The following is an 18345-nucleotide window of genomic DNA, read 5'->3' as shown; positions in this document are numbered from 1 at the left end:
CGCTAGGCACCGCTAGGCCTCAGCGCGGCAGGATCGCCGCCAGCGCGGCATCGAGCGTGGGGTAGGTGAAGCGGAAACCCGCCTCCTCGAGCCGCGCCGGGCGCATGCAGGCGCCGGTCAGCAGCAGCCGCGACATCTCTCCCAGCCCCAGCTTGAGCAGCGTGGCCGGCACCCGGAAAGGGGTCGGCCGATGTAGCTGGCGGCCCAGTGCACGGGTGAACTCGGCATTGGTCACCGGCGCCGGCGCCGAGGCGTTGAAGGGCCCTTCGAGTGACGGCTCGGCGAGCAGGAACTCGATCGCCGCGACCAGATCCTCGCGATGGATCCACGGCATGTACTGGCGTCCGTCGCCCAGACGGCCGCCGGCCCCCAGCTTGAACACCGGCAGCAGCCGGGCCAGGGTCCCGCCCTCCGCGTCGAGCACCAGCCCGATGCGCACGCAGGCGACTCGGGTACCGACCTCGGCAGCCTTGTTCGCCTCGCGCTCCCACATCTCGCACAGCCGATGGGCGAACTCGTCATGCGGCGGCGTCGACTCGGTGACGTCGCGCTCGCCCTGATCGCCGTAGAAGCCCATCGCCGACCCCGACACCAGCACCTCGGGGGCATCACCCGTCTGCGCCAGATGCTCGCACAGCTCCACCACCTCGCGGGTGATATGCCGGCGAGACTCGATCAGCCGCGTCTTCTGGGAGTCGCTCCAGCGCTTGTCGGCGATCGGCTCGCCGGCCAGATTGACGATGCCTTGCGGGCGCTGGTCGGCGAACGCCGCCACCGAGTCGCCCACCGAGACGGCTGCAGGAAGCTTTTGCCGCGCGCGCTGTGGCTGGCGCGATACCACCATGACCTGGTGGCCGGCCGCCAGGGCGCGCTCGACCAGACGCTGGCCGACGAAACCGGTACCGCCGGTGATCAGAAGTCGCATGGCACTGACCTCAGTTATACAAGTATTGTACGATATTCACAGCATAGCAGCGCCAGTAGCGCGCTGCGTCATCTGCCGCGCGTCACTTCGTCACAGTCTACGCCAGGTCCCCCGCGGGCCCCAGATCGATGCCCGGATGGCTCGGGGCGCCACGGAGAGCGTGAGCCCTGCCGCGGCGCTACGGTGCCAGCCCCTACACCAGGACATGCCTGCGTCACCTGCCACCCCTGCCCCACGCACGCCATGAAAGCGGCACCGGATGCGCCCCGACCGGCCAGTCTCAGGCGCCGAGTGACGCCCTGACGACACTGTCGCGCAGCACCCCCGGAGCGCCTGAAACCGGTACTCCCCGACGGGTACACAGCGCTTTCGTATTACATTAAAATTGTACAAAACGCTTGAAGCGTACAATGCATTCACCCATGCTGGATGCATGGACATCAATATCGTCTCGCCGGAGCCGATGGATCTTGAGAGATTACGTCCCCGTGTCATTAAGAGGCCATGACAAGAGGCAATGACCGATTCATCGGCGAACCCAGGTGACGTCGCCGGAGCAGCAGGGCAAAATTGGTAAACAGCGTTTCAGAAAGCAATCCCTTAGCGTAAGTGGACCCGAAGCTCCGTGGTGACGACCTGCAGTATCGATAAGCGTTCAATTCGACGAGATGGCGCACGCAGAGACCTCGCAGGAGGACTTGCATGAGTTACAAGGCTATGGAATCCACCGCCGCGCCGCTCTACCCCATTCGTGAAGTGTCGCGCCTCACTGGCGTCAACTCTGTGACGCTGCGTGCCTGGGAGCGTCGCTACGGCCTGATTCGGCCACAGCGTACGCCCAAGGGGCACCGTCTCTACGCCCGCGACGACATCGAGCGCGTCGAGCGCATTCTGCAGTGGCTCAATCGCGGCGTCCCCGTGAGTCAGGTGCGCGAGCTGCTCGATCAGCCCGAGACGGTCGAGACCCCGGCACCGCAGATGGGCGACTGGTCGAGCCAGCGTCAGCACGTGATCCATGCGGTGGACGCCCTCGACATGGGGCGGCTGGAGACGCTGTTCAATCAGAGCCTGGCGCTCTACCCGGTGGGTCTGTGTATCGCCGAACTGTGGCAGCCCACCATTCAGCAGCTGGAAGAGCGCTGGGGCGACCAGTTCGGTGCCACCCTGCAGCGGCGTCTGCTCGAGACCTTCCTGCGTACCCGTATCGGGACGCGCCTCTACCACGCCAACCAGACCAACAGCGGTGGCGAGCTGCTGATCGCGCGGCTGCCCGATGACAGCAGCGGCTTCTGGGCCATGCTGATGGCTCTGGCGGCCTCGGCGGCGGGTTATCGCATTCAGCTGATCGACGGCGAGGTGGCCCTGAGCGAGCTGCCGATGGCGGTCGACCGGCTCGGCGTCAAGGCACTGCTGCTCGCCAGCGGCCAGGCCGAGCGCAGCGACCTGGTGCGCCGCCAGCTACCGCGGTTGGCCGAGCAGAGCGACGTGCCGGTGTGTCTGGTGGGGCCGGTGGCGCGTATTCGCGTCAGCGATTTCGAGAACACCGAGGTCGCGGTGCTGGGCGAGGACACCACCCAGGCACTCAGCCGGCTGCGCTCGATCGTCGACAACGAAGACTGAGCGCGTCCCCCCGGTGACCGTTCCCCCGAGATGGCCACAAGGAAGTGCCCATGTCCGATCTGCAGCTGGTGTGGTTTCGTAACGACCTACGCACGCTCGACAATACCGCGCTGAGCGCCGCCGCCCAGCGCGGCCCGGTGATCGGGGTCTTTCTGGCCACCCGTGAACAGTGGCGCCGTCACCAGCACGGAGCCGCCAAGATCGAGTTCATCCACCGCGGCGTGCGCGCCCTGAGCGACGCCCTGGATGCCCTCAATATCCCGCTGCTCTACCGCGATATCGGCGATTTTTCCCAGGCGCCCCAGGCGCTCGAAGAGATCGTTCGCGAGCACGATGTGACCACCCTGCACTTCAATCGCGAGTATCCCCTCGACGAGCGTCAGCGCGACGCCGCGGTGAGCAAGCACTTACATCAGGCCGGCATCACCGTCCATGACTACACCGACCATATCGCCTTCGAACCGGGTGAGCTGCTCACCGGTCAGGGCGACTACTACAAAGTGTTCACGCCATTCGCCAAGGCCTGGCATCAGCGGGTCACCGCCGAGCAGCTGGCCCTGCGCGACACCCCTGCGTGCCAATCCGCGCTCACGCTGACTCGCAACGCTATCCCGGCACTGCCCGACGCGGATCGCTCCGATCGGGTCGACGCGCATACCTGGGTCGCCGGACAGGACGCCGCGGCGGACAAGCTGGAGCGTTTTCTCGACGCGCGCGCCCGCCGCTATGCCACGGACCGCGACTTTCCCGCCCTCGCCGGCACCAGCGAACTCTCGGCCTACCTTGCCACCGGCATGATCTCGCATCGCCAGTGCCTGCAGGCGGTGATGGCCAACAACGGCGGCCACCTGGCCGACGGCGACGCCGGCCTCAAGAGCTGGGCGAGCGAACTGATCTGGCGCGAGTTCTACCAGCATGTCGCGGTGGGTTTCCCCTATATCTGCCAGCACCAGCCGTTCCAGAGCCATACCGCCAAGCTCAAGTGGCGCCACAGCGATCCGGATTTCAACGCCTGGTGCGAAGGCAAGACCGGCTTCCCGCTGGTCGACGCCGCCATGCGACAGCTGGTGGCCACCGGCTGGATGCACAACCGCCTGCGCATGCTCACGGCGATGTTCCTGAGCAAGCATCTGCTGCTCGACTGGCGCCGCGGCGAGGCGTTCTTCATGGCGCACCTGGTCGACGGCGACTTCGCCTCCAACAACGGCGGCTGGCAGTGGGCCGCCTCCACCGGTACCGACGCCGCGCCCTACTTCCGGATCTTCAACCCGATCACGCAGTCCGAGCGCTTCGACCCCAAGGCCGAATTCATCGCCCACTGGGTGCCGGAACTGGCCGATCTGCCGATCAAGTCGCGCCATCAGCCCAGCGCCAGCGAACGCCGCGCCACCGGCTACCCCCAGGCGATCGTCGATCACAAACGGGCCCGCCAGCGCGCCCTGGACGCCTTCAAGGAGCTCGACTGAGCGCCCCTCTGCCGCGCCCAATGCGCCGGCGCCCGGCCTCGTCACTCATCGGGAGAGTGCCATGACCGCATCATCCGCCGGCGTCAGCGCCGAAGCGATCGCTCACTTCCGTAGCCTGTTCCAGCCGTTGACCCATGACGGCCTGACGGCACTCGCCGAGTGCTACAGCGATGACGTGGACTTCACCGACCCCCTGCATCACCACGTCGGGCGACGCGCGGTCATGGCCTACTACCGCGAGTTGATGGCCGAGGTCAGCCACTGTCACTTCGACTTCCACCAGCAGCACACTCAGGCGGAGCGCTGCTTTCTCGAGTGGACGATGCATTATGCGCATCCGAAAGTGCGCAGCGGACGTACCTTGAGCGTGGCCGGATGTTCACACCTCACCTGGCAAGATCAGCGGGTGTGTCGCCACCGCGATTACTATGACGTCGGCGAGATGCTCTACGAGCAGCTACCGCTGATCGGCTGGGCGGTACGCCGGATCAAGCAGCGACTCTAGACCGGGGCGAGCAGGTCACCTGAGCGCCGCATGCCATCGACGATTGAAGAGAGCAGGGAGAGACCATGGCCAGCCTATCCGGAACCCGACGCATCTGGTTGACCGGCGCCACCTCCGGCATCGGCGAGGCGCTGGCCAAGCGCCTGCTCGCCGACGGCCACCGGGTGGCGCTCACCGCACGCCGGGAGGAGGCGCTCGAGGCACTGGCCGCGGGTCATCCCAACGCCCTGGTGGTGCCCGCCGATCTCACCGATCGCGCTGCGACCCGGCGTGCCGGCGCGGCGATCGAGGAGGCGTTCGGCGGGCTCGACATCGCGCTGCTCAACGCCGGCACCTGCGAATACCTCGACGTGCGCGAGTTCGACGTCGAGCTGGTCGAGCGCGTCTTCACCACCAACTTTCTGGGCACGCTCTACGCCATCGATGCCGCCCTGCCCCTACTGCGCCGTGCCGAGGGGCGCACCCAGCCCCCACTGCTCGCCGCGGTCTCCAGCGCCTCCGCCTATCTGCCGCTGCCGCGTGCCGAGGCCTATGGCGCCTCCAAGGCGGCGATCTCGCACTTTCTGGAGTCGCTGCGCCTCGACCTGGCCGCGGAAGAGATCGATGTCAGCGTGATCCACCCGGGCTTCGTCGAGACCCCGCTGACCGCACGCAACGACTTCTCGATGCCGATGCAGATCAGCGCCGAGCGCGCCGCCGAGTACATCGTCGAGGGGCTGGCCAGGCGGCGGCTGGATATTCACTTCCCGCGCCGCTTCACCTATCTGGTCAAGGCGCTGGGGGTGCTGCCACCAGCCCTGCGGCGCCGTTTCGGCCTGCGTATCGCCGGCCGCGGGCGTGACGGAGACGACGCATGAGTGGGCTGGGTACGACCTCTTCGCCTGCGGGGCAGCGCATCGCGGTGATCGGCGGCGGCATCGCCGGCATGGCCGCGGCCCACTACCTGTCGCGGCGCCACCAGGTGACGCTCTACGAGGCCGGTGCGCGCTTGGGCGGGCACACCGCCACCATCGACGTCGAGCATGCCGGCCACGAGTACGCCATCGACACCGGATTCATCGTCTTCAACGACCGCACCTACCCTCACTTCCAGGCGCTGATGGCATCGCTCGGCGTCGCCACCCAGCCCACCGAGATGAGCTTTTCGGTGCACGAGCGCGGGCGCGACTTCGAGTACAACGGCCACACCCTGGCCACCCTGTTCGCCCAGCGGCGCAATCTGCTGCGCCCGCGCTTCCACCGCATGCTGGCGGATATCCTGCGCTTCAATCGCCGCGCCATCCGCGACTTCGAGAACGACCGCCTGCCCCCGGAGCTGAGCCTGGACGAGTACCTCACGGCGGGCGGCTACGGCGAGGACTTCCGCCGTCGCTATCTGCTGCCCATGGGCGGGGCGATCTGGTCCGCCAGCGAGGCGGGCATGCGCGCCTTCCCTGCGCGCTTCTTCATTCGGTTCTTCCACCACCACGGCCTGCTGTCGGTCAGCGATCGCCCCCAGTGGTACACCGTCAGCGGCGGCTCGCGGCGCTATATCGAGCCCCTGATCGCGCCCTACCGTGAGCGGGTACACCTGCAGAGCCCGGTGACCGCGCTACACCGCGACGCCGACGGCGTGACGTTGACCACTCCCCGGGGCGAGGCACGCTTCGATCAGGTGGTGCTCGCCTGCCACAGCGATCAGGCCCTGGCGATTCTGGGGACGCAGGCCTGCGCGGCCGAGCGCGATATCCTCGGCGCCATCGGCTACGCCAGCAACCGCGTGGTGCTGCACACCGACACCCGCCTGCTGCCACGCCGCCGCCGCGCCTGGGCGAGCTGGAACTACCGCCTCGACGGCCGCGATGCCGAGGCCTGCGTGCCGGTGACCTACAACATGAACATCCTGCAACGGCTGGAGAGCGACACCACTTTCTGTGTCACCCTCAACGACGAGGCGCAGATCGATCCGGCGCAGATACTCGCGCGCTTCGACTACGCCCATCCACAGTTCACGCTGGCCGCGCAGCACGCCCAGACGCGCTTCGCCGAGATCTCCCAGCCGGCGCGCCGGACCCACTTCTGCGGCGCCTACTGGCGCAATGGCTTCCACGAAGATGGGGTGTGGAGCGCCTGGCGCGTGGCCCAGGCGATCGACGGCGCTGCCGCCGCACCGGCGCCGGGCGACGCCAGTCCTGCCGGCAGTGAGGTGGCCTGATGGCGTCTGCCCCACGCCGCTGGCACAGCCGGCTCGCCACCGGGCGGCTGCGTCACCGCCGCTTCGTCCCCACCCAGCACCGTTTCGACTACCGGGTGTGGATGCTGTGGCTCGACCTCGATGAGCTGCCGGCGCTGCTGGCCCGCACCCCCGGCTTCGGCACCCGGCGCTACGCCCCGGCACGTTTTCGCCGCGAGGACTATCTGGCGCCGCACGCACTGCCGCTGGCGGATGCCGTGCGCCAGCGGCTAAGTGAAGAACTGGGCGAAGAGCTGGGCGAAGAACTGAATGAGGTCACGGACGGCCCGATCCGCATGCTGACCCAGCTGCGCCTGTTCGGGGTGCTGTTCAATCCGCTGACGCTCTATTACGTCTATGATCGCCACGAGCGCCTGCGCGCCGTGCTCGGCGAGGTGACCAACACGCCCTGGGGCGAACGCCAGGTCTACGCCTGTTGGATCGACGACACACGCCACCTGTGCCATGCGCAGTTCGACAAGCGTCTGCACGTGTCGCCGTTCAACCCGATGGCGATGATCTACCGCTGGCGCTTCAACCGGCCCGACGCGCGCCTGCTGATGCACATGGAAACCTGGGCCGAAGAGGCCCGGCATTTCGATGCCACCCTGACCCTGAGCCTGGCGCCGGCGACCCGGCGCGCGCTGGTCGGCGAGCTGCTGCGCCATCCGCTGATGACGCTGAAGACGATCGCCGCGATTCACTGGCAGGCGCTCAGGCTGTGGCTCAAGCGTACCCCCCTTCACGATCACCCAGGACGAGAGCAGAATTCGCCATGACCACCGCCCCCTCCTCGACCGTCGACCGGCGCCGTGACGCGCCGCGTCTGTCGCGCTGGCTGCGGCCGCGCATCCTGAAGGCGCTGGACGCGCTCGATGGCGGCGTGATCACGCTGCACGAAGGTGGCCAGCGTCACCGCCTGGGCCGCGGTGATCCCGCAGCGGCCGACACCCTGACGCTCTGCGTGCGCGTGCACAGCCCCGCGGTGTGGCGGCGCTTCGCCCTCGGCGGTACCGTCGGCGTGGCCGAGTCCTACATGGATGGCGAGTGGGAGGTCGACGACCTGGTGGCCCTGGTACGCCTGTTCGCGCGCAACGTCGAGCACGTCAACACCGGCATGGAGAACGGCACGGCGCGTGTCAGCCGCTGGGCACTGGCGGCGCTCTACGCGGTGCAGCGCAACACCAGCGCGCGCGCACGACGGCATATCGCCGCCCACTACGATCTCGGCAACGAGCTGTTCGCGACCTTCCTCGACCGCGACCACTGGATGTACTCCAGCGCCGTCTTTCCGCATCCGGCGGCGACCCTGGAGGAGGCCTCGACCCACAAGCTCGACCTCATCCTCGACAAGCTCGCGTTAGAATCCCATCACCACCTGCTCGAGATCGGCACCGGATGGGGCGGCCTGGCGATCCATGCCGCGCGCACCCGGGGCTGTCGAGTGACCACCACCACCATCTCCGAGGCCCAGTACGCCTACACCGCCGAGCGCGTGCGCGAGGCCGGGCTGGAGGAGCAGATCACCCTGCTGCGCGAGGATTACCGCGCGCTGACCGGGCGCTACGACCGCCTGGTCTCGGTGGAGATGGTCGAGGCGGTGGGTCATCAGTATCTGGAGACCTATCTCGGCTGCGTCGACCGTCTGCTCACGGAAGATGGCCTGGCCCTGCTGCAGTGCATCACCATCCGCGATCAGCGCTTCGAGGCGGCCAAGCGCGAGATGGACTTCATCAAGCGCTATATCTTTCCCGGCGGCTTTCTGCCCTCGCATACCGCCATCCTGAGCGCACTGAGCCGGCATACCCAGCTCAATGTGCTCGACCTGGACGAGATCGGCCTGCACTACGCGCGCACCCTGCGCGAGTGGCGCCAGCGCTTCGAGGCGAGCCTCGAACGGGTGCGCGAGCTGGGCTACGACGAACGCTTCATCCGCATGTGGCGCTACTACCTGTGCTACTGCGAGGGTGGCTTCGTCGAACGCGCCATCGGCACCTGCCATCTGCTGCTGGCCAAGCCCGGCGCGCGCCGGGCACCGCTCAGCGGACAGCCGTGAAACCCTCACCAGCCCTACGGTCATGAGCCCGCGCCGCCCGCTCGCGCTGGTGCTCAATGCCCTGGTCTTCCAGATCGGCTGGTTCGTCTGCGTGCTGGGCGGCTCGGTGCCGGCCATGCTCGCCTTGGTACTGATTCTGGCCGCCCACTGGCGCTGGCTGGCGCGCTCCGGCGAGTGGCGCTGGTGGCTGGGGTTCGCGCTGGCGGGCATGGCGGTGGACGGCACCCTGGTCGCCCTCGGAGGCATCCGTCTGGCTTCGGGCTGGCCACTGTGGCTGTGGGCGCTGTGGCCACTGTTCGCCACCACCCTCCACCACTGTCTGGCGTGGCTCTGGCCGCATCGCTGGCTGGCGCTCGTGTGTGGCGCCGTGGGTGGGCCGCTGAGCTATCTCTCGGGGGCGGCGCTGGCCGGGGCGGAGATCACCACCTGGGCACTGGTCGTGGAAGCGCTGGTCTGGGCGGGGCTGTGCGCCGAGGTCAGCCGGCGGCTGGGTGGGGCTGCCAGCGCTCAGGCGTAGGTCGTGCTGGCCGGCTTCAAGCGCTGCGCCACGGTACCCGCGGGCTGCGGTCGGGCATACAGAAAGCCCTGCACGTGGCGGCAGCCACGGGCCATCAGGAAACTGCGCTGTGCCTCGGTCTCCACCCCTTCGGCGATCACGTCGAGGTTGAGCCCCTGGGCCATGGCCAGTACCGCCGAGGTGATGGCGGCATCGGCGTGATCGTGGGGCAGTGCGCGGATGAACTCGCGGTCGAGCTTGAGCTTGTCGATCGGCAGCCGCTTGAGATAGGCCATCGAGGAGTAGCCGGTGCCGAAGTCGTCGATCGCGATCTGCAGCCCTTCGCGGCGCAGCGCTTCCAGCCGGGGCGAGATATCGCCGGCGCGCTCGTCGAGCAGCACCGACTCGGTGAGCTCGAGTCCGAGGTAGTGCGGAGCCACACGGTACTGGCCCAGGGTCGAGATCAGGCGCGACTCGAGGTCGCCCTGGATCAGCTGCAGCGCCGAGATATTGACCCACACCGGTACCACCACCAGCCCCTGGGCGCGCCAGTTGGCGAGCTGCGCCACCGCCTGATCGATGACCCAGGCGCCCAGCGCCGGCATCAGCCCGTGGCGCTCCGCCAGCGGAATGAAGTCACCGGGGGGGATCATGCCCTCCTGGGGATGATGCCAGCGCAGCAGCGCTTCCATGCCGATCAGCTCGCCATCGTCGAGGCGATGCTGGGTCTGGTAGTAGACCTCGAGCTGCTCGTTCTGCGCCAATGCCTGGCGCAGATCGTTGATGATCGCCAACTGACGGTCGCCTTCGACCTCCAGCGATGGACGAAAGCGGCGGTCATGGTTGCGGCCATGGCGCTTGGCGCTGTAGAGCGCCGACTCCAGGCGCTGGAACAGCACACCCGCCTCCTTGCCATCCTCCGGCGCGCGGCAGCTACCGATGGTCAGCCCCAGACGCAGGGTGTTGCTGTCGATCTCGAACGGCTCGCTCAGGTGCTGGCGCAGCCCGGCCACCCACGTCTCGTGATCGTCGAAGGTGGTGGTACGAATCACCATGAACTCGTCGCCGCCGAGCCGTCCCACGATACCGCCGGCGACCTGCGCCGCCAGCCGCTGGCCGAAGCGCGCCAGCAGGCGGTCACCGCTGTCCACCCCCAGGCCGTCGTTGATCGCCTTGAAGCCGTCGATATCGATTAGGGCCAGATCCAGACCTTCGCCGGCGCGCAGGTGACGCAGCCGGGAGGCCAGCAGATCGTGCAGCCGCCGCCGGTTGGGCAGCCCGGTCAGCGGGTCCTCGAAACCGATCCGCCGCAGGTCCTGTTCGCGCGCCTTGTGGCGGCTGATATCGGTGAACAGACCGACATAGTGTGACACCCGCCCCTTGCTGTCGTGGCAGGCGCGCACGCGCAGCCACTCGGGGTACTGGTCGCCGTGCTTGCGCTGGTTCCAGATCTCGCCCTCCCAGCGCCCGGTGGCGGCGAGTGCCTGCCAGTAGCGATCGTAGAAGGCCTTGTCATGGCGCCCGGAGGCGAGCGCAGAGGGGTCGAGCCCCTCGATCTCATCGAGGGTGTAACCGGTGATCTGAGTGAAGGCGGGATTGACAGTGAGTAGACGGTTGGCAGCATTGGTGATCATGATGCCGTCCTGGGAGAGTTCGAGCGCCTGCTCGCTGAGCCGGCGGCGCTGATGCTCGAGACGTATCTGACGCCAGCCATCGGCCAGACCGACCAGTACCAGTGCCAGCGCCGCGAGGCGAAGCATCAGAAACGGCAATAGGCTGGCGGCGGCCAGCGCCGCGAGTCCCAGCCAGACCAACGGTCGATTCAGCGAAAAAGAAGGCCACATAGATCTTCGGTTATGGTCGTTATACGAATCGACTCAGGTCGATACTCACCCACTCGCTCCCACCTCGCATCATGCCCCCTCCGCGCGCGCCAGGGCAAGCGCGGCCGGCGTCACCCACCAGGTGCGTGGCCAGGCAGGTCGTGATTGCACGCAAAAGCGCACAAGACTAGCCTTCGGCTCACGTGCATTCGCTGCCCACAGCCATTAGACTGGCCCCGCCTCGCAACCCTTGGGGCACACTCTTTTTCGATTCTCGGAACGATCTAGTGACCAGACAGCACTCTTTCAGCCACGACGATCTGCTGAAATGCAGCCGGGGGGAACTGTTCGGCCCCGGAAACGCCCAGCTCCCCGCGCCCAACATGCTGATGCTCGATCGCATCACGCAGATCAACGAGGACGGCGGCAAGTACCACAAGGGCGAGATCATCGCCGAGTTGGATATCCATCCCGACCTGTGGTTCTTCCAGTGCCACTTCCCCGGTGACCCGGTGATGCCTGGCTGCCTCGGCCTCGACGCCATGTGGCAGCTGGTCGGCTTCCACCTCGGCTGGCTGGGCAATCCGGGGCGCGGTCGGGCACTGGGTTGCGGCGAGGTCAAGTTCTCGGGCCAGATCCTGCCCGATGCTGGCCAGGTCTCCTACCACATCGAGATCAAGCGCGTGATCACGCGTCGCCTGGTCCTGGGGATCGCCGACGGCACCCTGGCAGTGGATGGCAAGGACATCTATCAGGCCAAGGATCTGCGTGTCGGCCTTTTCACCAACACTGAGACTTTCTGAGCGGGAGGCTTCCATGAAACGAGTGGTAGTCACCGGACTGGGTATCGTGTCCTGTCTGGGCAATGACGCCCAGCAGGTACTGGATGCCCTGCGCCAGGGACGCTCCGGCATTCGCTACAAGCCGGAATACGCCGAGCTCGGTTTCCGCAGCCAGGTGGCGGGGAGCGTGGAGATAGACGTCGACGCGCTCGTCGACCGCAAGCAGCTGCGCTTCATGGGCGACGCCGCGGCCTATGCCTATATCGCCATGCAACAGGCGATCGATGACTCGGGGCTGGCAGCCGACGTCGTCTCGAATCCGCGCACCGGTCTGATCGCCGGCTCCGGTGGCGCCTCCAGCGCCAACCAGGTCGAAGCGGCGGATATCATGCGCCAGAAGGGCCTGCGCCGTGTCGGCCCCTATCGCGTCACGCGGACCATGGGCAGCACCGTCTCGGCGTGTCTGGCGACACCGTTCCAGATCAAGGGGATCAACTACTCGATCTCCTCGGCCTGCGCCACCTCCGCGCACTGCATCGGCAGCGCGGTCGAGCAGATCCAGCTGGGCAAGCAGGATGTGGTCTTCGCCGGTGGCGGCGAGGAGGAGCACTGGACGCTGTCGTGCCTGTTCGACGCCATGGGCGCGCTGAGCACCGGCTACAACGACACGCCGGAGAAAGCCTCGCGCCCCTACGACACCGATCGCGATGGCTTCATCATCGCCGGCGGTGGCGGCATGCTGGTGATCGAAGAGCTGGAGCACGCCAAGGCGCGCGGGGCCAAGATCTATGCCGAGATCACCGGCTACGGCGCCACCTCCGACGGTCACGACATGGTCGCCCCTTCGGGTGAAGGTGCGGCGCGCTGCATGCGTCAGGCGCTCGCCGGGCTGGAAGGCAAGGTCGACTACGTCAACACCCACGGCACCTCCACGCCGGTGGGCGATGTCGCCGAGCTCAAGGCGATCCGCGAGGTCTTCGGTGACAGCACGCCGGCGATGAGCTCGACCAAGTCGCTTACCGGCCACTCGCTGGGTGCCACGGGGGTCCAGGAGGCGATCTACTCGCTGCTGATGATGGAGCACCGCTTCCTGTGTGCCTCGGCCAACATCGACAATCTCGATGAGCAGGCCAGCGGTTTCGATATCGTGCGAACGCGCCGTGACGACGTCGAGGTCAAGCGCGTGCTCTCCAACAGCTTCGGCTTCGGCGGCACCAACGCCTGTCTGGTGTTCGACCGCTACGACGGCTGAGCGCGGGTCAGATCGGCAGTGAAAAAGGCGCCCCTCGGGGCGCCTTTTTCGTGGCCGGACTTCTCGTTTCTGGCTGGCATCCGAGATGGTTTCACGCTCGCTGCGTGCAGCGCGCGTGGCTGAATGGGGTGGATGCCAAGCCGCGCTCAGGAGGGCAGTTTGGTCGGCGCCTCGCGCACGCCCTGCGGCGGCCGCGGCACCTCGGAGATCTCCTCCAGACGTGCCTCGATCCACTGTTCCACGTCCGCCATCACGGCATCCGGCGTACGCCCTTCGGTGGCGATCGGCTCACCCACCACCACCCTCAGCTCGCCGGGCTGCTTGACCCAGTGGCGTCCCCAGCGCTCGCCGGCATTGTGCGCCACCGGCAGCACCGGCACCCCGGCGCGGCAGGCGATCACCGCCCCGCTCTTGTTGAAGCGCCGCCGCTGTCCCGGCGCCACCCGCGTGCCCTCGGGAAAGATCAGCACCGAGAGCCCCTCGTCCAGCCGCTGCTTGCCATGGGAGAGCACCTGGCGCATGGCGGTGGAGGGCTTGGAGCGATCCAGCGGGATCGGCTTGAGCAGGCGCACCCCCCAGCCGAACAGCGGAATACTCAGCAGCTCCTGCTTGAGCACCGTGCAGATCGGCGTCTTCAGCAGTTGCAGATAGACCGTCTCCCACTCGCTCTGGTGGTTGGCCAGTACCACACAGGGCCCTTCGGGCACGCGCTCGCGCCCCTCGACGCGATAGCGCACGCCGCAGGTCAGCGACAGCCAGCGCATGATGAAGCGATTGTGGCAGTTGAACAGGCGGAAGCGGCCGCGCAGCGGCAGCATCATCCCCAGCGGCAGCATCAGCAGCCCCGAGACCAGAATCGCCAGAAAATAGCCGGCATAGAAGATCAGACTGCGAATCACGTTCATCTCTCGGCCACCGCTTCCTGGCTTCCATAGTGCTGCTGACACCAGCTATCCAGCATCAGCCCGAGTTCCACCCGCCACGCCTTCTGGTGGATGCCGAAGACATCGAGCAGCCGGCGACAGTCGAGCACCCGCCGCAGCGGCGTGTCGTGGTGCTGATTGAGCGCCTTGAGTTCACCCAGCTCGGCGGGCTGGCCGACGCCTTCCAGGCGGGTCGCCAGCTGGGTCCTGACCACCGAGACGAAGGTGTAGCGGCTGATCGGCTCGACGCCGCAGAGATGGTAGGTGCCCCAGGCGCTGGCGCCGCTGTCGAGCTGCAGCAGGATCCCGCACAGCGCCCGCGCCACCGCGCTGACCGAGGTCGGGCAGACGATCAGGTCCTGGGCCGAGCGGGTCGCCTCGCCGCCGCACAGCGCCTCGATCAGCGGGCCGAGCCAGCTATCCTCGCCGTCCAGCCCGAACAGCGGCCCCAGACGCAGGACCAGATGGCGCGGATGAGCGCGCAAGCGCTCGCCGGTGGTGACCAGCCGGCGCAGGGTCTCGTCCCGTGGCGCGGGCATCGTGGTCTCGTCGATCGGGGTATCGGCGCCATCCTCGAACAGGGTGTCCGAGACGCACCAGATCAGGGCGATCTGCTGCTGCCGGCACAGATCGATCAGCGCCTCGACGTGATCGCAGTGGGCGTAGACCTCGGCCGGCTCGGCCTGCCCCGGGTCCGACAGCGGCGGCACGATCACCGCATTCGCACCCAGTGCCGCCAGCGTGGCCACATCCGGCAGCTGCTCGAGCGGGGCGAAGGTGATATCGCTGCGGCTCTCGGCGAGACGTGTCAGCGCCACGCCGAGGCAGTGGCGGGGATGGACGAGCAGGCACTTCACGCGGCTACCTCGAGGGCTGGTGGCTCGATGGCTTCTAGCGCGATGGCTCGCCGCTCGGTGACTTGTGCCCTTGCGGCACCCGCCTCGATAGCTTCCACGCTGTTCTCTCCTTGATCTATGTCGGCTCGCCGCGCGGAGATCCGGGGCGTCAAACCCGGACCGGTCGAGAGTCACCGCGCGGCGATGGGAATCTCAACAGGCCCAGCGGACTCGGGCTATGCTGGAGGCCACCGCCTTTCGACAGGAGAACCCCCATGTCCCGAGACGCCACCGCGCTGTGGGAAGTCAACGCCCAACTGGGCGAAGGTCCCGTCTGGTCGCCGGCCCACGACGCCCTGCTGTTCGTCGATATTCTCGGCGCCCGCCTTCACGCCTGGCGCCCCGCGGACGATACCCGGCGCAGCTGGACGCTCAGCGAGGCCTGCTGCTGGCTGCTGCCGCGCGATACCGGCGGCTTCGTCGCCGGACTGCGCTCCGGGGTGGTCGAGCTCGATGTCGATCTCGAGCAGGGGCCGCGCCCGGGCAAGCGGCTGACGCCGATCGAATGGCTGCCGGAGGGCGACCGCCTCAACGACGCCAAGAGCGACGGCCACGGCCGGCTGTGGTTCGGCTCGATGGACGATGCCGAGGTCCATGCCGGCGGCTATCTCTACCGCCTCGACGGCCGCGGCCTGGTCGAAATGGACAGCGACTACCACATCACCAATGGCCCGGCGATCTCACCCGACGGGGCCACACTTTACCACAACGACAGCGCCCGCCAGACCGTCTTCGCCTTCGACCTGAGCGCCTCGGGCGAGCTCTCGCGCAAGCGCGAGCACATTCGTCTCGCCCCCGGCAGCGGCTACCCCGACGGCATGACCTGCGACCGCGAGGGCGGCCTGTGGCTGGCGATCTGGGATGGCCAGCGCGTGGCCCGCTACCACCCCGACGGCAGCCTCGACCGCGAGGTCGCGCTGCCGGTATCGCGGCCCACCTCCTGCGCCTTCGGCGGCGAGGCACTCGACCGCCTGTTCGTCACCTCGGCGGCGATCGGCTGTGCCGACGAACCGCTCGCGGGGGCGCTGTTCGAAATTGCGGTGGAGGTCGGCGGCAGCGCACAGACGCCGCTATCACTGCCGGTGTGAAACGCAGCGAGCGCCGACCTCAGGCACCGTGCGGACGCAGCACGCGGCGATAGAAGCCGAGGCAGACCAGGACGAAAATCAGCAGCCCCAGCCACTTGGCGGTGCCGGCAAAGCCGGCGCCGACCAGCGCCAGCGGTGCCGGCGACCCGCTCAGCCCGATCACCCCGGCCAACACGACACCGACCAGACTCTCGCCGACGATCAGCCCCGAGGCGAGCAGCACCCCACGCCGACGTGGGCGCTCGGCATAGGTCGTCAGCTCGACGCCGCGCGCCCGGGCACGTGCGCGCAGACGCCGCTCGATCAGCCAGCCAATCACCGCACCGATCACCAGCGGCATGATGATGCTCGGCGGCAGGTAGATGCCGATCCCCACCGCCAGCACCGGCAACCGTGCGCTGCCGCCGCGTCGGCGCAGCAGCTCGTCGACCCCGATCAGCATAGCCCCCAGCGCCAGGCCGATGCCGAGCATGCCCCACTCGAGGTCGTGATCGAAGACGCCGCGCACGATCGCGGTCATCAGCGATGCCTGCGGCGCCCCCAGGGCCTGGCTCGGATCCATGCCCGGGCGCGGCATGGCGCCGGCGAAGCCGTAGGCGTGGTAGAGCAGCGAGAGCACCGGCGGGATCACCAGCGCACCGACCACACAACCGATCATCAGCGCCACCTGCTGGCGCCACGGGGTGGCCCCGACCAGGTAACCGGTCTTGAGATCCTGCAGATTGTCGTTGGCGATCGCCGCCACCGCCAGAATCACCGAGGTGACGAACAGCGCCAGCGCCGTCGGCAGGCGCTGGGCGATCGCCGGGTCGAGGCTGGCAAAGGCATCGCTGACGGCACCGAAGCCCAGCAGCATCAGCGAGACCAGGATCACCGCGACAATGCCGATGCCCGATATCGGGCTGCTCGACGACCCCACCAGGCCCGCCATATAGCCGCAGGCGGCGGCGATCAGAAACCCGAACACGCCGGCGAACAGCACGCAGCCCAGGGTCAGCGTCCACAGCCACGCCGCCGCCAGCGTCGGCGCCGCCTGATGCAGAAAGTGGGCGAAGACCAGTGTCAGCAGCACCAGCAGCAGCGCGGCCAGCCCCAGCAGCAGGCCGGCGGGCAGGTCTTGCTCGCGGCGCGGCGGACGCGCGGCAGTGCCACCGCGCATCGCCCCGAAGGAGGCGCGGATACCCTGGAGCATCGGCTTGAACAGCGTTGCCAGGGTCCACAGCGCGGCGATGCCGATGGTTCCGGCACCGATGAAGCGCACCTTCTCCGACCATAGCGCCATCCCCGCCGCGGCCAGGCCCTGCCCCGCCGCCGGGGTGATCGCGGTGAGCCAGGGCACGGCGATCCCCCAGGCGATCAGCGTGCCGATCAGCATCGCGATGCCGCCGACGATCCCCACCAGGTAGCCGGCCCCGACCAGCGCCAGCGAAAAGCCGGTAGCGAGCTGGACGGCGCTGCGCCCCACCGCGAACCAGACGCTGATGCTCTCCGCCAGCAGCCGCAGCCCGCCGCTGGCGAAGGCGAACGCCGCCGCCACGCCGGCGCCGAGGGCGATCTCGCCGGCCCCCGTCTGCTCGCGCCGGGCGCTCTCCGGCGCGGACTCGGCGCGCTGCGTCGCCTGGCTGCCGACCTCGAGGATCTCGGCCGCGGCGATCCCCTCCGGATAGGGCAGATCACTCTGCACCACCATCACCCGGCGCAGCGGAATGGTGTAGAGCACGCCCAGAATGCCGCCGATGGCGCAGATCGCCGACGTCTGCCAGAACGGAAAACCCTGCCAGTAGCCGATCATCAGTAGTCCCGGCAGCACGAAGATGATCGCCGAGAGGGTGCCCGCCGCCGAGGCCTGGGTCTGCACCATATTGTTCTCGAGCTTGTTGGCGCCTGGCAGGCGGCAGAGCACCGCCATCGAGATCACCGCAGCCGGGATCGCCGAGGCGAAGGTAAGGCCCACCTTGAGCCCCAGATAGACGTTGGAGGCGGTAAACAGCAGGGTGATGGCGGCACCCAGCAAAACACCTCGCAGCGTCAGTTCAGGCAGCCTGACGGCGTCGGGTATCCGGTGTGACATGACAAGAGACTCTCGAGCTGGAAGACAGGGCCCGCCGGGCCCCAGCCTGGCGGCGACGCGGACGTCGGCACCGGGGTGATCATTAGAAGGCTATCGAACCCGCCATTCTAATCCGCCGCCCGCAAGGCGTCGAGTCACACCGCCGGTAAGGCGATGTCACGCGGGATGTCGGCCAGGGAAGGCGCCCATCGCAAAAACCGCCGGGAGCGGTTTTGCACGTCGCGCAGCGA

Annotated in this window: 16 protein-coding genes; 11 read left to right on the top strand and 5 right to left on the bottom strand. The window is 67.9% G+C overall.

Annotation, left to right across the window (positions count from 1 at the left end; genetic code table 11):
* Positions 1 to 19: 19 nt before the first annotated feature.
* On the bottom strand, positions 20 to 925 hold the full coding sequence (locus DOM67_RS02030) for a TIGR01777 family oxidoreductase (RefSeq protein WP_110674022.1): 906 nt from the start codon (positions 923 to 925) through the stop codon (positions 20 to 22).
* 702 nt (positions 926 to 1627) lie between these two features.
* Here DOM67_RS02030 and DOM67_RS02025 point away from each other — a divergent pair.
* The 8 genes from DOM67_RS02025 to DOM67_RS01990 all read left to right on the top strand — a co-directional run bounded on the left by DOM67_RS02025 (position 1628) and on the right by DOM67_RS01990 (position 9301).
* Positions 1628 to 2545: a MerR family transcriptional regulator gene (locus DOM67_RS02025; RefSeq protein ID WP_110674021.1), complete on the top strand. Its 918-nt coding sequence runs from the start codon at positions 1628 to 1630 to the stop codon at positions 2543 to 2545.
* 50 nt (positions 2546 to 2595) lie between these two features.
* Entirely contained in the window at positions 2596 to 4011 is a 1416-nt protein-coding gene (gene phrB, locus DOM67_RS02020) for a deoxyribodipyrimidine photo-lyase (RefSeq protein ID WP_110674020.1), read from the top strand.
* Between the two features lie 61 nt (positions 4012 to 4072).
* On the top strand, positions 4073 to 4516 hold the full coding sequence (locus DOM67_RS02015; protein WP_110674019.1) for a nuclear transport factor 2 family protein: 444 nt from the start codon (positions 4073 to 4075) through the stop codon (positions 4514 to 4516).
* A gap of 65 nt (positions 4517 to 4581) precedes the next feature.
* Positions 4582 to 5373: an SDR family NAD(P)-dependent oxidoreductase gene (locus DOM67_RS02010; RefSeq protein ID WP_110674018.1), complete on the top strand. Its 792-nt coding sequence runs from the start codon at positions 4582 to 4584 to the stop codon at positions 5371 to 5373.
* The gene (locus DOM67_RS02005) at positions 5370 to 6710 is read left to right on the top strand and encodes an FAD-dependent oxidoreductase (protein WP_110674017.1); all 1341 of its coding nucleotides are present in this window, start codon (positions 5370 to 5372) and stop codon (positions 6708 to 6710) included. Before DOM67_RS02010 ends, DOM67_RS02005 begins: the two co-directional genes overlap by 4 nt.
* Positions 6710 to 7507 (top strand): DUF1365 domain-containing protein, encoded by a 798-nt coding sequence (locus tag DOM67_RS02000; protein WP_110674016.1) that lies wholly within the window; start codon positions 6710 to 6712, stop codon positions 7505 to 7507. The genes DOM67_RS02005 and DOM67_RS02000 overlap by 1 nt, the downstream gene beginning before the upstream one ends.
* On the top strand, positions 7504 to 8784 hold the full coding sequence (locus DOM67_RS01995) for a cyclopropane-fatty-acyl-phospholipid synthase family protein (protein WP_110674015.1): 1281 nt from the start codon (positions 7504 to 7506) through the stop codon (positions 8782 to 8784). Before DOM67_RS02000 ends, DOM67_RS01995 begins: the two co-directional genes overlap by 4 nt.
* A gap of 22 nt (positions 8785 to 8806) precedes the next feature.
* Positions 8807 to 9301 (top strand): DUF2878 domain-containing protein, encoded by a 495-nt coding sequence (locus tag DOM67_RS01990; RefSeq protein WP_110674014.1) that lies wholly within the window; start codon positions 8807 to 8809, stop codon positions 9299 to 9301.
* Here the strand turns inward: DOM67_RS01990 and DOM67_RS01985 are convergent.
* On the bottom strand, positions 9292 to 11124 hold the full coding sequence (locus DOM67_RS01985) for an EAL domain-containing protein (RefSeq protein ID WP_110674013.1): 1833 nt from the start codon (positions 11122 to 11124) through the stop codon (positions 9292 to 9294). The genes DOM67_RS01990 and DOM67_RS01985 overlap by 10 nt on opposite strands.
* Positions 11125 to 11390: 266 nt before the next feature.
* On the opposite strand from DOM67_RS01985, the gene fabA reads away from it, so the two are divergent.
* Both fabA and fabB read left to right on the top strand, forming a co-directional pair.
* On the top strand, positions 11391 to 11906 hold the full coding sequence (fabA, locus tag DOM67_RS01980) for a 3-hydroxyacyl-[acyl-carrier-protein] dehydratase FabA (protein WP_106418797.1): 516 nt from the start codon (positions 11391 to 11393) through the stop codon (positions 11904 to 11906).
* A gap of 13 nt (positions 11907 to 11919) precedes the next feature.
* Complete coding sequence (gene fabB, locus DOM67_RS01975) at positions 11920 to 13137, top strand: beta-ketoacyl-ACP synthase I (RefSeq protein ID WP_110674012.1); 1218 nt, start codon at positions 11920 to 11922, stop codon at positions 13135 to 13137.
* A gap of 146 nt (positions 13138 to 13283) precedes the next feature.
* On the opposite strand, the gene DOM67_RS01970 is transcribed toward fabB, so the two are convergent.
* Positions 13284 to 14042: a lysophospholipid acyltransferase family protein gene (locus tag DOM67_RS01970; protein ID WP_110674011.1), complete on the bottom strand. Its 759-nt coding sequence runs from the start codon at positions 14040 to 14042 to the stop codon at positions 13284 to 13286.
* Positions 14039 to 14917, bottom strand: coding sequence for a sugar nucleotide-binding protein (locus tag DOM67_RS01965; protein WP_110674010.1), 879 nt, complete (start codon positions 14915 to 14917; stop codon positions 14039 to 14041). Before DOM67_RS01965 ends, DOM67_RS01970 begins: the two co-directional genes overlap by 4 nt.
* A gap of 254 nt (positions 14918 to 15171) precedes the next feature.
* Here DOM67_RS01965 and DOM67_RS01960 point away from each other — a divergent pair, with 254 nt between their 5' ends.
* Positions 15172 to 16044 (top strand): SMP-30/gluconolactonase/LRE family protein, encoded by an 873-nt coding sequence (locus tag DOM67_RS01960; RefSeq protein ID WP_110674009.1) that lies wholly within the window; start codon positions 15172 to 15174, stop codon positions 16042 to 16044.
* A 19-nt stretch (positions 16045 to 16063) separates the two neighbouring features.
* Here DOM67_RS01960 and DOM67_RS01955 read toward each other — a convergent pair whose 3' ends face one another.
* Entirely contained in the window at positions 16064 to 18115 is a 2052-nt protein-coding gene (locus tag DOM67_RS01955) for an oligopeptide transporter, OPT family (protein WP_110674008.1), read from the bottom strand.
* Positions 18116 to 18345 lie beyond the last annotated feature (230 nt).

Origin of the sequence: Salinicola sp. RZ23 (assembly GCF_003206675.1) — a bacterium.
GTDB classification, from domain to species: Bacteria; Pseudomonadota; Gammaproteobacteria; order Pseudomonadales; family Halomonadaceae; genus Salinicola; species Salinicola endophyticus.
Note: the sequence above shows the minus strand (reverse complement) of the source record. Positions and strands in the feature narration are given on the sequence as shown.

Excerpts from the sequence above, each read along its gene's own strand:
- DOM67_RS02030 (WP_110674022.1), bottom strand. The coding sequence starts at position 925 with ATGCGACTTCTGATCACCGGCGGTACCGGTTTCGTCGGCCAGCGTCTG.
- DOM67_RS02025 (WP_110674021.1), top strand. The coding sequence starts at position 1,628 with ATGAGTTACAAGGCTATGGAATCCACCGCCGCGCCGCTCTACCCCATT.
- phrB (WP_110674020.1), top strand. The coding sequence starts at position 2,596 with ATGTCCGATCTGCAGCTGGTGTGGTTTCGTAACGACCTACGCACGCTC.
- DOM67_RS02015 (WP_110674019.1), top strand. The coding sequence starts at position 4,073 with ATGACCGCATCATCCGCCGGCGTCAGCGCCGAAGCGATCGCTCACTTC.
- DOM67_RS02010 (WP_110674018.1), top strand. The coding sequence starts at position 4,582 with ATGGCCAGCCTATCCGGAACCCGACGCATCTGGTTGACCGGCGCCACC.
- DOM67_RS02005 (WP_110674017.1), top strand. The coding sequence starts at position 5,370 with ATGAGTGGGCTGGGTACGACCTCTTCGCCTGCGGGGCAGCGCATCGCG.
- DOM67_RS02000 (WP_110674016.1), top strand. The coding sequence starts at position 6,710 with ATGGCGTCTGCCCCACGCCGCTGGCACAGCCGGCTCGCCACCGGGCGG.
- DOM67_RS01995 (WP_110674015.1), top strand. The coding sequence starts at position 7,504 with ATGACCACCGCCCCCTCCTCGACCGTCGACCGGCGCCGTGACGCGCCG.
- DOM67_RS01990 (WP_110674014.1), top strand. The coding sequence starts at position 8,807 with ATGAGCCCGCGCCGCCCGCTCGCGCTGGTGCTCAATGCCCTGGTCTTC.
- DOM67_RS01985 (WP_110674013.1), bottom strand. The coding sequence starts at position 11,124 with ATGTGGCCTTCTTTTTCGCTGAATCGACCGTTGGTCTGGCTGGGACTC.
- fabB (WP_110674012.1), top strand. The coding sequence starts at position 11,920 with ATGAAACGAGTGGTAGTCACCGGACTGGGTATCGTGTCCTGTCTGGGC.
- DOM67_RS01970 (WP_110674011.1), bottom strand. The coding sequence starts at position 14,042 with ATGAACGTGATTCGCAGTCTGATCTTCTATGCCGGCTATTTTCTGGCG.
- DOM67_RS01960 (WP_110674009.1), top strand. The coding sequence starts at position 15,172 with ATGTCCCGAGACGCCACCGCGCTGTGGGAAGTCAACGCCCAACTGGGC.
- DOM67_RS01955 (WP_110674008.1), bottom strand. The coding sequence starts at position 18,115 with ATGTCACACCGGATACCCGACGCCGTCAGGCTGCCTGAACTGACGCTG.